Raw genomic sequence first — 14,594 nt, 5'->3', positions numbered from 1 at the left:
CCTCCGTTCTTGGAGCCGTGAGTCACGCAGCGCAGCGAAAATCAATGCATCCTGAGCCTAGGAGTTAACTTAGAACTTGTATGGAAGTCTGTCGCCCAGCAAAAAAACAGTAAACGGATAGAATATTTGGCTGAACCCGATCAGGTAACTCATAGTCAGTTTGAACTGACGAGTTATTTCCCGGTATCAATCCGTCGCTGTCTATAGGCCATTCGAAACTAGCCACCACTTTGGCGGGTATGTTGGCGGGTAGCTGGTAAAAACCGCCATTTTTTCCAATGAATTCAAAGTGTCGTGCGACACATAGTTTTGCCATTGAACAATGGCTAAGCCTTTGATTTTGAGTCATTCAAAATTTCATAACCCAAAGGTTTTGCCATTTGCGACTCAAAGTTCTTCCTCTCAGCTATCGCTTCCGCAGCTACAGTCCTATTCTGTCTGAAAGTAATCTAGTCTGGAACCCAGCGACTGGCAGTGCGGCGTGCAAAGCAGTCAATTTATGCAAGACCGAGAAAACATGGCGCTTGAAGAACCTTTCACAGACCTCAAAATAAGGACTCAGCGGACTGGCTTTTACAAAGGGTATAGCCTGCCGATTGCTCTAGTCAGCAAACTCTCGGTTTCTCTGCTTGTTCTCTGGGCGCTGGTTTGGCCACTATCAGCGAACGATACACTGCGATCTTGGAAGTCAGGAATGCTGTCCGAGTTCAATACCTTCTACAACCTTTCCGTTGGATTATTTGTACTCTTCCTCTTCCTTGTCGCGCTTATTCCATCAACTGGCCGAATAAGGTTGGGCTTAGAAGATGAGAAACCGGAATTTTCGAACTTCTCATGGTTTTCGATGATATTTGGGGCGGGTCTGGGCGTGGGCCTAATGGTCTATGCAACCGCTGAACCACTTGGCCTTTGGGAAACCAATCCATTGACTATTTCCGGGGAAATCACACCCAAAAGCGAGGACGCAATTCAAGGAGCCTACCGCTATACATTTTTGCACACCGGATTTCACGCCTGGGCAATATACGTCGTCACCGGCCTTAGCCTTGCCTATTACGCGTTTACAAGAGGCATGCCGCTAACAATCCGCACCGCACTGACCCCATTGCTCGGAGAATACTCAAACGGTGTTGCAGGGCATGTGATCGATGTGCTCGGCGTCGTTGCGACAATACTCGGCGTGGCGGTAACGATCGGATATGGCGTTTCTCAATTAGTGGACGGTGCGTTTCTAATTACTGGTGCGAATTGGCTTGTGGAGAAAGACGTAACCAAAATGATTCCGTCGACCGCCGGCCTAATTACGGCGTTGATCGTTGTTATGATTATGTCGACACTCTCAGCCGTCTCTGGCGTGGGGCGTGGTGTCAAGTACTTGTCAAACATTAATCTTCTCTTTTTAATGTTATTGCTGGCGGTATTTATTGTTTATGGCTCATTCGCATTTGCGGCGACGACCTATGCTACAGCGCTGGTTGACTATATCAAAAACTTTGTCCCTCTGAGTTTCCAGGCTTTTCGACCGATTTCCGAAGTCGAGTTTGCCTCCGTATTGCCAGCCGAGGCGGCGCCCTTTGTTGGCGAACTCTTCGCAGGTGCAACTGATCCATGGGGAACAAAAGCAACCTATCTTGAGGGTTTGAGCAACGATTCAGCCGGTCTTTCTGATGCAACCAAGACTTCAGTTTATGACGCGGGCACACGAGGCAGGTTGTTCGGATGGCAGGCCGGATGGACTACATTCTACTGGGCATGGTGGATCGCGTTTTCGCCTTTTGTCGGCCTTTTCTTAGCGCGTATCTCCAGGGGACGAACCGTACGCGAATTCATACTTGGGGCCGTCATTGCCCCTTCCCTCGTGTGCTTCGCGTGGATGGCCATACTTGGTGGGGCCGCCATCGATTTGGAGCTTAACGGGGATGCAAATGGATCTATCCTGACCGCATCAACGACGGCAACACTGTTTGTCACCTTGGGGGAAATGATATCGGGCAACTTGCTCACGGTAGTGAGTGTCATGTGCGTGCTGTTAACCATGACATTCCTTGTTACTTCCGCCGACTCTGGCATCCTTGTGATGAACACGATCATGTCCGGTGGGTCTGAAGACACCAGCCCGCTTCATCGTATCCTGTGGGGCGTTCTTCTGGCCCTTGTCATTGGAACTCTGCTTGTCGCTGGCGGCGGCGGATTAGAGGCTTTGACCAATTCCATGATAATCGGTGCGCTGCCGTTCAGTGTCGTCTTGCTGCTCATGTGCGTCTCTCTGGCCAAAGCAATGATAAACGACCTGCGCCGATTGAACCGCGAAACCCGAACTGGTTTGTGATTAACCGTAGTACACTCTCAATCATTTTGTCGCGGTCACATGTGAAACGACTGTGTCACAAAGTGCTTCGGAAACATTGACTGCAATACATACAGGCAAATCTTCAAAGCCTCCTCGGGATTGAAGATTTCTGAGTGCAAATGGTAGTCGGTCCAGAGTCCTTCCAGCAAAGCAATCAAAGCGTCTGTTGCAAGTTTGGCGTCGATGTCTTCGTACTCACCTTCACTCTCAATTTGCTTCAACAGGTCTTGGATCACCGCTCGGAAACCTTTGTCCCGCGAGTCGATGAAAGGAAAAATGTGTGGATTCGAGAGCGCTTCGGCCCGAAACGAAAACCAGATCGCAACGTCCCGCGCATTAAGGACCAACGGGTCGAAATCAGCTTTTATGATAGAGATCAGCTTGTCCGCAGGGCCAAACTCAGGGTTATCTGCGATTGCCTCCCATTGCCTTGCATAGCGCGCTGATAGCTCCTCTGCCACGGCGAGCAGCAGCTTCTCCTTTGAGCCAAAGTGCAGGTTCACCATTCCCCGCGATAACCCTGACAGCTCCTGAATTCTTGCCGAGGTCGTTCCGCGAATTCCGTACTTATGGATTGCGTCTGCTGCCGCATGGATCAACTGCTTTCGGTTCTGCAGCTTGCTCAAATCTCGTGCATTGGTTGGGATATCAGTCTTGGCAGAAATGTCTTTTTCCTTTGTTGAGGAACGCGCATGTTACTTGTCGCATCTAGAGGAGCAGAAGTTCAAGGATTGACACTGAATGAATGTTTGTTCATTTTGTGATAAGTGTTTCATACAGGTTCCAAATGACACTCTTGAACTCCGATTTTCAGTCTGTACGTGACTGGGACAACAAACACTTCCTGCACCCGTGGGAGGGGATGTCGTACCTAGGCCAAAATGAACGAACTTTTGCCGAAAGCGGTCTTGGTATCCACGTCGTGACCGAGGACGGAAAGCGCCTGATAGACGGGCCTGCCGGGATGTGGTGTGTTCAACTGGGCTATGGAAACACCGAGATTGCCGATGCGATGGGGCAGCAGGCGAAAGCGATGGCGTATTTTTCGCCCTTCAATAATGCCAACTCGGCTCCAGCCCGGTTGGCACATGAGATTGCCAAGAGAACCCCGGGTGACCTAAACCACGTGTTCTTCACAACGGGTGGATCAACGGCCGTTGATAGCGCCATACGTTTTGTACAATTCCGCAACAACCTGCTGGGCAAACCTGAAAAGAAGATCGTGATCTCACGGCAGAAGGCCTATCACGGATCGACGTACCTGGCGGCCTCGGTTTCCGGAGAAGAGCGCGACAAAGGTTGGTTGGATCAGGCCTCGGACCTTACGCGTTTCCTACCGAATGTGAACCCGTATACGCGTCGCCCCGATCAGACGATCAATGATTTCCTGGACGAAAAAATTGCTGATCTGGAGAACACGATCCTGCAGACTGGAGCAGGCAAGGTCGCTGCTTTCATCGCTGAACCGATCTTGTGCTCTGGTGGCGTCATTGTGCCTCCACGGGGGTATCATCAGCGCTGCCTGGAAATCTGCCGGAAATACGATGTCCTGTATATTTCAGACGAGGTCGTAACCGGTTTTGGGCGGCTTGGACATTGGTTTGCTTCGGAAGACGTCTTTGGAATTCAACCTGATATCATCACCTGCGCCAAAGGCATGACGTCAGGGTATGTACCCATGGGGGCCTGTATTATCTCTGACCGGCTGATTGCAGATGTGAGCGGAGACAACGGGCAGGATGCCACCTTTTCAAATGGTTTCACGTATTCGGGCCACCCAGTGAGCGCGGCGGCAGGTTTGAAAACCATTGAAATTATGGAGCGTGACGGCGTTATGGAACATGTCCGCGCGATCACACCCTTTTTCGAAGAGCGTCTTCAGGCTCTGGCCGACTTGCCGCTGGTCGGCGATGCCCGCGGTATGGGACTGGTTGGTTGCGTTGAGTGCGTTGCGGACGCCGAGGCTAACAATCTATTGGATCTTGATAAGTCCGTTGGTGCGATGATTGATCACCATTGCCAGGAAAACGGGCTGATCTTGCGGCCCATCATCAACATGTGTGTGTTCTCCCCTCCGCTGATCATCACGGAGGGCGAGTTAAACGAGATGTTTGACATCCTTGAAAAAGGAATCCGGCTGACAACCGAAGACCTGACGCACCAAGGCGTATTCAAAACTTAGGCGCAACCGCGAAGCCCGCCCTACGCTCAGCGGCGCTTACCCAGCGCGCATTGCCTCGGGGGGCAATTTGATCGGGAACCTGGACCGAACCTCTTCGTCCACCATGCTGCCAAAGTAGTTCGGATAGTGATTGGACAGAATGTCATCCACAACGGATCGGCTCCGTTCGAACATGTCCTGACGACCGGCTTTCTCCCAGGTATCTGTTAGTTCCCGGTCCATCAGTGTCGGGTAGACATACTCGGTTTCCATGTATTGCAAAGTCTGCGCGTTGCCGAGGAAGTGACCGGGATCAATTGCGCATTCATGAATGACGTCGACCGACAGCGTGTCGTCGCTCACCTCGATCCCACGAAGTGTTCTTGAGATCATACCAGCAGCCTCGTTGTCGATGACCATGGACTCGAAACTACAGCCCATCAGGCTGCCAACCATCCCGCCAAATTCGCAGAGCCGGTTGGCCCCAGCATGGGCTGCCAACGCGAAGGTCAGCGCCTTCTCCAAACCATATTGCGCATCAGGTATCTTGGAATCCGTCATGCCGCACCCGACGCTGGTCGGCAGGTTGTAGAAGTTGCCCATCTGAATTGCCGCCGCGGAGATCAACGCTTGCTCTCCGCTTCCACCAGTGAAGGAACCAGTGCGCAGATCGGTAATAAACGGCCATGCCGCAAAGACGACCGGGGTGCCCGGATTGATCAAGTTTGCAATGGCGACGCATGACAAGGTCTCAGCTACGGCCTGGGCCAGTGTTCCGGCCAACGGCGCAGGTGAAGTCGCCCCAGCTTGTGGCGGAACAGCCAAATCGCAGACAAGTCCCATCTTCGCTGTATCAATCAGGATTTCCAGGTTTTCCCGCCCGAACCTAAGCGGTGAAACAATGGGGCAACCGCCAAAAATGACCGAGGGCTTTTCAAGGAACTTGCCCTCCCCGCCCGAAGCCAGATCGAATAAATGGATCGCGTCCTGAATATGCTCGCGCGTACGGAACGTCAGACAGGATGGCTTTTCGGAACCCGCCAAGATCGCGTAGAGCATGCTCATGTCATGCTCGTAGTCCTGCGGCACATCCGTTGCCAGAACCGTGTCGCCAGTCATGTTAATGTTGTCGAGCCGGTCTACCAGACGGGTGAAATCGTAGATGTCCTTGAGAGTTGATGGCCGGTAACTGCGCGTTTCTGCGTCGAACGTTGTCACAGCAGTGCCGGAGTTTGCGTAATACACCTTGTCCTTGGTGCAGTGCATATCGTCCTTACCGGCCCGAGATCCGCGCGCATGGACATAAAATTCGCTGGCCGCCTTTGCTAAAAGATCTTCCATCAACGCGCGAGGAAAGCACAGCCTACCATACTCGTTCACCGTTGCCCCTTTGGGCAGCACTAGATCAAGAACTTCCTGTGTTGGATCACCGACACCCGTACGCTCCAGAATGCCAAGGGCGGCTTCATGAATACGCGACATGTCCGCGTCTGAAAGAGGCCTGTATCGTCCACCCGAAATGCCCGGCCAGATTGCTTGGGAAGCGACATTGCTGGTCCGCACTGCTGCACGTGCTTCACGCCCACCACCGCGCCGTCGTGATCTGCGCTGCGTTAACTCTGTCATGTTTAGTCTCCGAATTCTGAGCGTGTCAGATCATGCTGAAGTAGTTGCGATAGAAACCGGGAATGCTCCATTCCATCTCGGACAACGGCCCTGGGACGAAATGGTGCGAGTTCACGCCTTCCTGATTGTGCCGTATGATCCGCTCGTCATCGAGCGATGTGACATGCCAGAGCCATGTCAGCGCATCCTTGTCATAGTCGCGGCCCTGTTCTGCGTCGCTGCGCACGTACCAGACGATCTGAATATCTGTTTCTTGCAGGGCACGCGGGACGAACCGATACCCAACCACGTGATCTGCATAGACGAGGAAGTAGTTCAGTGTGCCGATGCCCAGATCAGTTGCTCCGCCATCGAGAGATTTCAGTTCGCCCAAAGGCGGCGCCAGAGGCGCTCCATCCTTGCTGCCGGTCACATAACCGGGGAACAAGGGGTAGCGCCGCCAATAAACATCTGCGCCCGGCGCGTCCGCATTTTCTCCCGTCAGATCAAGCTCCTCAGTGGGGATTCCGGCTTCGTTCATCCGCTCATGAAGCGCACCGCTGAACTCCAGAACCTGAGCAGGGTCTTTCAGAGAATGGCTACGCGAATAATCCTGATGGGATGGCGCGCAGTGATAACATTCCAAGTAGTTTTCCAAAGCCAGTTTCCAGTTTGCCGGAACCGGGTATGACGCCTCATGCGCGACCTTCAGGTTTTCAAAATCGAACGGCTTTGAAAGCGGGGCCAGCCTTTCAAGGGCAGCATCCAGCGGCGGAGCATCTCCTGCGGCGCAGACAAAGATCAGACCCTGAAAAGTCTTCACCTGAACAGGGAACAACCCATACTGGCTTGGGTCAAAGTCCTGTCCCATCGATCGCCCGTTTCGTAGCTTGCCGTTCAGGTCAAATGTCCATGCATGATACGGACATATGAAGTTGCGGGCTTTGCCTTTCTGTTCGATGCAAACCCGCGATCCACGGTGGCGACACACGTTCAGATGCGCGCGCACCTCGCCTTCGCGATCCCGAACGATGATGATGGATTCCGGGCCGTAATCGAACAGGAAGTAGTCGCCCGGTTCGGCGACCTGGCTGACATGGCCGACCCAGATCCAGTTGCGGTTCCAGAACGTGCTGATGTCGTTGTCGTATACTGCCTGAGAGGTATAGAAATGGCGCGGCATGGCGAAACCTTCCCGCTGCGCATCCATCAAGTCGCGCATTACTTGCAAGTCATCTTTTGGCATAGCGCACCTCATGCAGATTCAAGGGAAATGACTTCCCGGCGGAAGAATTCACGGTCGATGTCGTCCGCGTTACGTTCGAAATTCCGGGCAGCCATGTGACCCGAATATACAGCATCCGCGATCAAGCCGGGGTTTGCGGCATCTCCGATTAATTCCAACGTTTTCAGCGGACTTGCTGTCAAACCGCAAAGCTCGTCGTAAAGAGTGGTTTCTCGCATTCGCTGCGTCACCAGTACCACGGAGCTGCATTCAATGGAGTTCTCTCGCCCCGTGTAGACGCACTGCAATGTCGCCTGGCCGGGCGCGACACCGGCCAAGGTCTGGGACAGGTTCAGACGAACGCCTTTTTCCAACAGACTGCGTTGCACTTTAGTCTGCTCCAACGTCAATTCGGTAAACGGCGAAACTATTGAGGCCGGCGTTACAAAGACAACCTCTCGCCCAACCTGAGCCAAATGATCAGCCAAGACTCCACCGAGATAGGCTTGATCATCATCGTAGACCACAATCGGGCCGTCCTGCGGCATGACTCCGGCCACAATGTCATCCGGAGTGAAAATCTGAGAACCTAAACCGATTGGTGCACCGTGAAATGCAGATTTCCCGCGCCCGTCTCGCCGCCATTTTGCGCCGGTTGCAACAAAGACGTTCGGCATACCCAACTCGATGACCTCACTGGCTGACAAACGACTGTCGGTGAACAGTTGAACGTTCCCGCGTTGTTGCAGGTCGTAGATTCTGTGATCTGTCACGCGCTTCCAAGCGGATAGCCCGGTCAGGGCAGCTTCCTGCATCACACGGCCGCCGAACTCATGCTTTGCTTCCGCCAGAGTTACCTCGTAGCCCCGCCGCGCCAATTGCATGGCGCATTCAAGTCCGGCTGGTCCGCTGCCGACAACAAGCGCAGCTTCCTCGTTTACCCGACGCTCAATGATCTCAGGATGCCATTTCCTCCGCCACTCTTCACCCATAGTCGGGTTTTGAGTACAGCGTATTGGGACGCCGAGAGAGTCGGATGAAACACAGATATTGCAACCGATACACTCACGTATTTCTTCGATGCGATCTTCCCTAATTTTGTTGGGCAGAAACGGATCGGCGATGGATGGTCGCGCCGCGCCGATAAAATCAAGGATGCCCTTCCTGACCAGTGACGCCATCAAGTCCGGCGACGTAAGACGCCCGACGCCCACAACAGGCTTAGAAGTCACCTGTTTCACGAACTCGATGTATGTGGTCTGAAAGCCGTCGCGGGGCTCGAACCGGGTCGTCGCAGAGTCGTTGCTCCAATCCGCCACATTAACATCCCAAAGGTCTGGAAGCTCGGCCAGCAATTCGACTACTGCACGGCCTTCTTCCTGCGCTTGCATCCCCTCTGACCCGAGCATTTCATCAACCGCAAACCGAAGGGCAATGGCGCAATCATCTCCGACCTCTTCCTTGGTTTCTTCCAGAAGCTCGCGGGTCAGTCGCACCCGGTTCTCCAACGAACCTCCATATTCATCCGTCCGATCATTGAACTGCGGCAGCAGAAAATGATGAGGCAATGTCATGTGATGCCCCGCATAGACATACACAATGTCGAACCCGGCTTCGCGCGAGCGACGAGCCGCCGCGCGATGCCACTTGCGAAATTCTCGAATATCAGCCTTGTCCATTGCCCTTGCCTGTTTCGGGTATGGAGTCTGCAAGACAAGTTCTGATGGGGCCAGCAGAGGCGCGCGGGTCAGGTGGTTTTGGGCATGGTGCCCGTTATGCGCCAATTGGATTGCCGCGAGCGAGCCCTTCTCATGAATTGAGTTGCTTATCAGACGCAGTGCGGGAATATCCTGATCGTCCCAAATTCGGTTTTCAGAATAAGGAGACAAATCTGAAGTCGGATGAATCTCGGCCTCCTGAGTGGACACCACCGCCCAACCGCCCTCGGCTTTCATCGCCCGCATGGCAGCTTCGGCCTGAGGTCGCAAATGACCCAAACCATTGCAGTGGGGCACCTGGTAGAACCGGTTTCGAGCCGTTACTGGCCCGATCTTGACCGGTTCGAAGAGAACAGAATATTCGTCAGCGCCTGACATTGCCGCGCTTCCTCCAAGGAAATTGGAAATTGGTTCGTGGGAATGGAAGGATTTCTACGTCCCCACCATTCCCGGCTGTGTTGTAAGAGTGCCCTTAGAAGCCAGCTTTGATGCGCTCGAATTCCTTCAACATCTTGGCCTCCAGCTCGGGGTTAACAGCGTCAAAGAACAGGCTGCCTTCAAAGAAGCTGTCCACATCCGAAAACCCGTAGGTTTCGATCAGCTCCGGGTCTGCCTGTGCAAAAGCGTCTTCATTGGCGTGGGCATAACCCCAGCTTTCAATGATGTATTTACCGCTTGCCGCAGAGCTGAGCGCGTTCAGCATGTCATAGACTTGCTCATCCGACTGCTTGGCAGATTTCAGATGCACATAACCGCAGACCCAAGTTGCGATACCTTTGTCTACATCACGCATCATGACCGCTGGCGTTTCGTTCCAGATCAGGTTCAGTTCCGATTGGTTCCATCCCCAACCCAGCGTGACCTCACCGCTGGCAATTGCCTGATCCAGTTGGCCGGCGTCAGACCAATAAAAGCGCACGTTCGGATGAATCGCGCGCAGGTAGTCCGCCGCTTTTTGGAATTCCTCGTCACTCATATCGGTATAGCTGGAGGCGCCGGTTGCCAATGCCGCCATTGCAAAGGCACTGGAAGCGGCGTCCGGAATGGCGACTTTGCCCTGATATGCAGAATCGGCAAGCAATTGCAGCGAAACGTCATCTGCCGAAATCATATCTGTTCGATAGATAAGACCAGTATTGCCCCATTCGAACGGAACCATGTAGGTCTGCCCATCAATGGTGATGCCATCGACCTCTTTGATCTTGGGCATCAGCTTGTCCCAGTTTTCCAGCTTGCTGGTGTCAATCGGCTTGATCATGTCTGCCGCTACCCACTTTCTCAGGGCATCCGTGCAGGGATGGGCCAAATCAGCTTCAAAACCGGACTGAAGCTTTGTGAACGCTTCTTCCACGCTGCCAAAATAGGTGTAGCTAGGCGCGCCGCCGTATTTTTCGACATAGTCGCCGTAGAAACCCTGATCCTCATATCCGGACCAGTCAAAAACGGTCAGATCAGCGGCGTTCGCCAGAGCTTGGCTGGCGGCAAAGGTGGCAACTACTGCTGCCATAAGTGGTGCTGTTTTACTCATTTGTCTCCTCCCACAGATTCATGATTCACGTTTGCCCAAATCGATCACCGAGGCGCTTTGAACACCAAGCCAGACGGTATCGCCCCGGCTGTGATCGACTGTGTGAAAGTAGTTGGGCACTGCGACGGCGATGCTTTCGGGCAATCCGTCGATGCGCACATAATAATGGACGCTCTCACCATAGAAGGCGACATCCGATACCACGCCTTGAACATAAGCGTCGTAGCCTTCCGGTTTTTCTGCGCTGATATCCAATTGTTCGGGCCGAACGCCGACCAGCAGTTCTTTGTCATGCATATGAACGTTTGGATTCACCCCAATCGTCATCTGCCCAAACCCCTGAACAGTTACTTCCAGCGTTTCAGAATTTTCAGCCGTTACCTCAGCATCCAGAAAGTTCATTCCACCGATAAAAGAAGCCACTTCCCGATTGCACGGTTGAGAATACAGAACTTCGGGCTTGTCGACCTGCTTGAGCTGCCCAGCAAACATGACACCGATGCGATCGGACATGGTCATCGCCTCGTATTGGTCATGCGTGACCATGACGAAGGTAACTCCAAGCTTTTGCTGCAGACGGCGCATTTCCAGCTGCATGGCTTCGCGCAGGTTTTTGTCCAGCGCGGAAAGAGGCTCATCCAACAGCAGCACTTTCGGCCGCATAACCAACGCACGAGCAAGCGCCACGCGTTGCCGCTGACCGCCCGACAATTCATTGGCCTTGCGGTCCTGCAAACCGCCAAGTTCCACCATCTCAAGCGCCTCGGCAACGCGCTCTTTGATTTCCTTCCGCGAGAGCTTTGTCTTGCGTAATCCGAACCCGACATTGTCGCCCACATTCAAGTGCGGAAAGATTGCATAACTTTGAAACACCATATTGGTGGGACGTTTGTTGGCAGGCACCTCGCCCATTACGCGCCCATCAATCCGGATCTCGCCCTCTTCGTGATCCTGAAACCCGGCGATGATGCGGAGGGCCGTGGTCTTGCCGCAGCCCGAAGGCCCAAGCAGCGAAAAAAACTCACCCTCTTTCAAGGTCAGGTTCAGATCGGACACAGCCACAAAGGAGCCAAAGCGTTTTTCAACGCCCTGAATTTCGATGATGTTCTGTTCGCTCATCTTGTTCATTTCCTTTGGCTTCAATCCGATGACTGGGTGGAACGGCGGCGGAAATACTCGGCAATCAACAACATCAGGACCGAAGACAGCAAAAGCAACGACCCAAGCGCCAGCGTGTTGGGTAATTTTGCCGGGAAGCGGATCTGGCTCCAGATATAGACCGGCAATGTCGGGCTGTTCCCGGACAGGAAAAAGGCCAGGACAAATTCATCAAACGACACGGTGAATGTCACCAGCATGCTGGCGATGATGCCGGGCGCAACAATAGGCAGAGTGACACGCCGAAAGGTTCCCACAACGCTTTCGCCGAGATCGAAGGCAGCCTCTTCCAACGACTGGTCGAAATCGTCAAAGGCCGATTTCATGATCGATACGGAAAAGGGCAAAGCCACGAACACATGCCCAAGAATCACGGTTGTCAGTGAAGGTTTCAACCCGACGCTGATGAACAGCACCAGCATCGAACTGGCGACAATGATACCGGGCACGACCAGCGGGAGCATGACCAGACCTTCGGAGAATTCCCTTCCTTTGAAACGGTACCGGACATAGGCGCGCGCGGCGAACAGGCCCAGAGACGTCGCCATCAAGGCAGTCACACTGCCGACGATCAGCGAATTGACCATCGCCTGCAGCAACGTGTCTTGCTGACCTAACTGCGCGTACCACTTCAACGTGAACCCCTTTAGCGGGAAAGCCACGATGGTTCCGTCATTAAATGAAAACAGCGGCAAGAGCAGAACTGGCAGGTACAAAAACACCAGATAGGCGATCGCGTAAACAAGCAACCATGGGATACGAATAGCCTTGGTCATCTGATCCTCCGCCCCAGTGCGGTGACGACCACCACAAACAGGATTGCGACGCAACCGACCGAAAGCATGGCAAGCAGAGACAGGGTTGCACCCAATGGCCAATTATTGGCCGCGCCAAACTGAACCTGGATCAAATTGGCCACCATTTTTCCCTGCGAACCGCCGACCAAGGCTGGTGTGACATAATCGCCAACCGTGGGGATGAAAATGATCAAGCAAGCGGCGATGATCCCTGGCACCGTCAGGGGCAAAGTTACGCGCACAAACCGTTCCAACTTGCTGCACCCTAAATCGGTTGCGGCCTCCAAGAGGCTGCGGTCGATCTTTTGCAGCGACACATAAATCGGCAGGATCGCAAACGGCGCCCAGGCATGTGCAAGTGTAAGGACAACAGCGAATTCATTGTAGAGCAGGAATGTAAGCGGCTCCTGTATCAGCCCCAGCGAAATCAATGCTGAGTTCATCACCCCATTGAAGCCAAGGATCAATTTCCAGCTGAACACCCGCAGCAGGTAGCTGCTCCAAAACGGGATGGTAATCAGCAATAGCCAGAGGGTTTTTTTCTGCGTCCGAAACGCGATGAAGTAGGCAATCGGATAGGCCAGACCGACCGTCGCCAATGTCACTGCCCCCGCAATCGCGACCGACCGGATCATCAGATGTCGAACCAGCGGGTCGGTAAACGCCTCTTGGTAATTCGCCCAGGTCAGTGTGCGGTCAATCTCGACATAGGTCTGGGTCCAAAAGCTGTAGGCGACAAGAATGCAAAGCGGAACAGCCACGAGCAGGCCGACATAGAGCGTCGCAGGCGCGCTCAGTGCCAGGCCCTTGCCCGTTTCACTTCGTAGTACTCCGGCCATGCTTCCCTGCTGAGCTTCGTTTTCGGTGGCACGACAATGTCGATCACAAAATGGACAATCGTCCATTTAAATCTGGAATTTTTGGACTAGCTGTGTCAACTGATAATTTCGCAACTGGGGATGGCCAATTTCAAACCGGCCATTAGAAGACACCGCAAGAGACTGAAAACAAACAGAGCCGCCTGATCCAATGACTGGAAGACGACAAGAGATACGCGAGCGAAACCGCCTTTCCCTGATCGAGGCAGTACTCGACTCGGTTGCAGAAAAAGGGATTTCCGAGACTTCCGTCAGCGAAATCATTCAACGCGCCGAACTGTCCCGCGGCATGATTCACCTTCATTTTGGCGGCAAAGACAATTTGGTTGACGAAGCCGCCCGCTACTCATCCGAACAATACTACAATGGCATTTACGACTTGTTGGAAACGACCGGGCAAACCGGACAGGAACATATTGAGATGATTGTTCGCGGCGACTTGAGTGAAGCCATTCTCAATAAGAAAAACGTTTCCATTTGGTACGCGTTTCGAGGCGAGGCCCGAAACAGAGCGGCAATCGCTGCGTTTTCAGATACCCGCGATGCTAAGCTTCGTAATCTGGTTTTCAACGCATTCGCTCGAATTGCGAAAGAAGCTGGAACCGAACACCCTAATCAAGTTGCTAGGGATGCTACGCACGGCACACTCGCAATGCTGGAAGGCATGTGGACAGATTACCTACTCCACCCGGATTCATTTGATCGTGACGAAGCAATGAGAATTGTTTTTCGATTTCTGCGCGCAATGTTCCCGAAGCATTTTGACCTAAGCGGCGCTTTGTTGCTTGAGTAGAGCTTGCGTCAGGTTTCCTATCTGGCTGCTGTAGAAGTGGACAATCCCCATCTTTCAGTCAACATGTTGGAAACACAGTACGGACGCAAAAGGTTCAATTGAACCAGCTGCTATCCGAAACCCAAAGTTGACGAATGTGCCATAACGAACCGGGAACATAGCTGAAGCGGTTTTATGTGAAGCGATCTCTGGTTGAGTGCCCGGCCTGCTTTCAGGAGTGCGAGGCCGTCCTATCAATATGTCAAAAGTAACCAATTGTTGTTGCGCGGGAACGCATGCATAGCTCGCTTGAGCAGCCTCATCTGACTGGTCCAAATTGATTGTTGGTGCATTGTCGGCCTGCGATCCATTGGTATGATGGTTTCGGGCGCTGGCGGGCGA

12 protein-coding genes are annotated in these 14,594 nt (G+C 53.3%); 3 read left to right on the top strand and 9 right to left on the bottom strand.

Features of this window, described 5'->3' with window-relative positions; all coding sequences use genetic code 11:
• Nucleotides 1-517 precede the first annotated feature (517 nt).
• Nucleotides 518-2,329, top strand: coding sequence for a BCCT family transporter (locus tag GOW09_RS22005; RefSeq protein WP_171121029.1), 1,812 nt, complete (start codon nt 518-520; stop codon nt 2,327-2,329).
• Between the two features lie 35 nt (nt 2,330-2,364).
• Here the strand turns inward: GOW09_RS22005 and GOW09_RS22000 are convergent, their stop codons facing one another.
• Nucleotides 2,365-2,976 carry a TetR/AcrR family transcriptional regulator gene (locus tag GOW09_RS22000; protein ID WP_253284324.1) on the bottom strand — a complete coding sequence of 204 codons (612 nt, stop codon included), beginning with the start codon at nt 2,974-2,976 and terminating at the stop codon, nt 2,365-2,367.
• Nucleotides 2,977-3,137: 161 nt separating this feature from the next.
• On the opposite strand from GOW09_RS22000, the gene GOW09_RS21995 reads away from it, so the two are divergent.
• Nucleotides 3,138-4,532, top strand: a complete 1,395-nt coding sequence (locus GOW09_RS21995) for an aminotransferase (RefSeq protein ID WP_171121027.1) — start codon at nt 3,138-3,140, stop codon at nt 4,530-4,532.
• A 36-nt stretch (nt 4,533-4,568) separates the two neighbouring features.
• On the opposite strand, the gene GOW09_RS21990 is transcribed toward GOW09_RS21995, so the two are convergent.
• The 7 genes from GOW09_RS21990 to GOW09_RS21960 form a co-directional block, all read right to left on the bottom strand.
• Nucleotides 4,569-6,137 carry a trimethylamine methyltransferase family protein gene (locus tag GOW09_RS21990; RefSeq protein ID WP_171121026.1) on the bottom strand — a complete coding sequence of 523 codons (1,569 nt, stop codon included), beginning with the start codon at nt 6,135-6,137 and terminating at the stop codon, nt 4,569-4,571.
• Nucleotides 6,138-6,162: 25 nt separating this feature from the next.
• Nucleotides 6,163-7,362, bottom strand: a complete 1,200-nt coding sequence (locus tag GOW09_RS21985; protein ID WP_171121024.1) for an SRPBCC family protein — start codon at nt 7,360-7,362, stop codon at nt 6,163-6,165.
• 8 nt (nt 7,363-7,370) lie between these two features.
• The gene (locus tag GOW09_RS21980; RefSeq protein WP_171121022.1) at nt 7,371-9,437 is read right to left on the bottom strand and encodes an FAD-dependent oxidoreductase; all 2,067 of its coding nucleotides are present in this window, start codon (nt 9,435-9,437) and stop codon (nt 7,371-7,373) included.
• 94 nt (nt 9,438-9,531) lie between these two features.
• Nucleotides 9,532-10,587 carry an extracellular solute-binding protein gene (locus GOW09_RS21975; RefSeq protein ID WP_171121020.1) on the bottom strand — a complete coding sequence of 352 codons (1,056 nt, stop codon included), beginning with the start codon at nt 10,585-10,587 and terminating at the stop codon, nt 9,532-9,534.
• Nucleotides 10,588-10,605: 18 nt separating this feature from the next.
• Nucleotides 10,606-11,706 (bottom strand): ABC transporter ATP-binding protein, encoded by a 1,101-nt coding sequence (locus tag GOW09_RS21970; protein WP_171121018.1) that lies wholly within the window; start codon nt 11,704-11,706, stop codon nt 10,606-10,608.
• 20 nt (nt 11,707-11,726) lie between these two features.
• The gene (locus GOW09_RS21965) at nt 11,727-12,521 is read right to left on the bottom strand and encodes an ABC transporter permease (protein WP_171121016.1); all 795 of its coding nucleotides are present in this window, start codon (nt 12,519-12,521) and stop codon (nt 11,727-11,729) included.
• On the bottom strand, nt 12,518-13,381 hold the full coding sequence (locus GOW09_RS21960; protein ID WP_170380962.1) for an ABC transporter permease: 864 nt from the start codon (nt 13,379-13,381) through the stop codon (nt 12,518-12,520). The genes GOW09_RS21965 and GOW09_RS21960 overlap by 4 nt, the downstream gene beginning before the upstream one ends.
• A gap of 190 nt (nt 13,382-13,571) precedes the next feature.
• Between GOW09_RS21960 and GOW09_RS21955 the strand changes: the two genes are divergently transcribed.
• A complete protein-coding gene (locus GOW09_RS21955; RefSeq protein WP_171121015.1) occupies nt 13,572-14,213 on the top strand; it encodes a TetR family transcriptional regulator C-terminal domain-containing protein in 642 nt (213 codons plus the stop codon).
• Between the two features lie 54 nt (nt 14,214-14,267).
• On the opposite strand, the gene GOW09_RS22450 is transcribed toward GOW09_RS21955, so the two are convergent.
• Nucleotides 14,268-14,594: hypothetical protein (locus GOW09_RS22450; protein WP_216601246.1), on the bottom strand; the 327-nt coding region annotated here is incomplete at its 5' end.

Origin of the sequence: Ruegeria sp. HKCCA5463 (assembly GCF_013034175.1) — a bacterium.
GTDB lineage: Bacteria > Pseudomonadota > Alphaproteobacteria > Rhodobacterales > Rhodobacteraceae > Ruegeria.
Note: the sequence above shows the minus strand (reverse complement) of the source record. Positions and strands in the feature narration are given on the sequence as shown.

Bases quoted from the DNA above. Each gene is read 5' to 3' on its own strand.
- GOW09_RS21970 (WP_171121018.1), bottom strand. From the start codon at position 11,706: ATGAGCGAACAGAACATCATCGAAATTCAGGGCGTTGAAAAACGCTTT.
- GOW09_RS21980 (WP_171121022.1), bottom strand. From the start codon at position 9,437: ATGTCAGGCGCTGACGAATATTCTGTTCTCTTCGAACCGGTCAAGATC.
- GOW09_RS21965 (WP_171121016.1), bottom strand. From the start codon at position 12,521: ATGACCAAGGCTATTCGTATCCCATGGTTGCTTGTTTACGCGATCGCC.
- GOW09_RS21990 (WP_171121026.1), bottom strand. From the start codon at position 6,137: ATGACAGAGTTAACGCAGCGCAGATCACGACGGCGCGGTGGTGGGCGT.
- GOW09_RS21995 (WP_171121027.1), top strand. From the start codon at position 3,138: ATGACACTCTTGAACTCCGATTTTCAGTCTGTACGTGACTGGGACAAC.
- GOW09_RS22005 (WP_171121029.1), top strand. From the start codon at position 518: ATGGCGCTTGAAGAACCTTTCACAGACCTCAAAATAAGGACTCAGCGG.
- GOW09_RS21975 (WP_171121020.1), bottom strand. From the start codon at position 10,587: ATGAGTAAAACAGCACCACTTATGGCAGCAGTAGTTGCCACCTTTGCC.
- GOW09_RS21960 (WP_170380962.1), bottom strand. From the start codon at position 13,381: ATGGCCGGAGTACTACGAAGTGAAACGGGCAAGGGCCTGGCACTGAGC.
- GOW09_RS21985 (WP_171121024.1), bottom strand. From the start codon at position 7,362: ATGCCAAAAGATGACTTGCAAGTAATGCGCGACTTGATGGATGCGCAG.
- GOW09_RS21955 (WP_171121015.1), top strand. From the start codon at position 13,572: ATGACTGGAAGACGACAAGAGATACGCGAGCGAAACCGCCTTTCCCTG.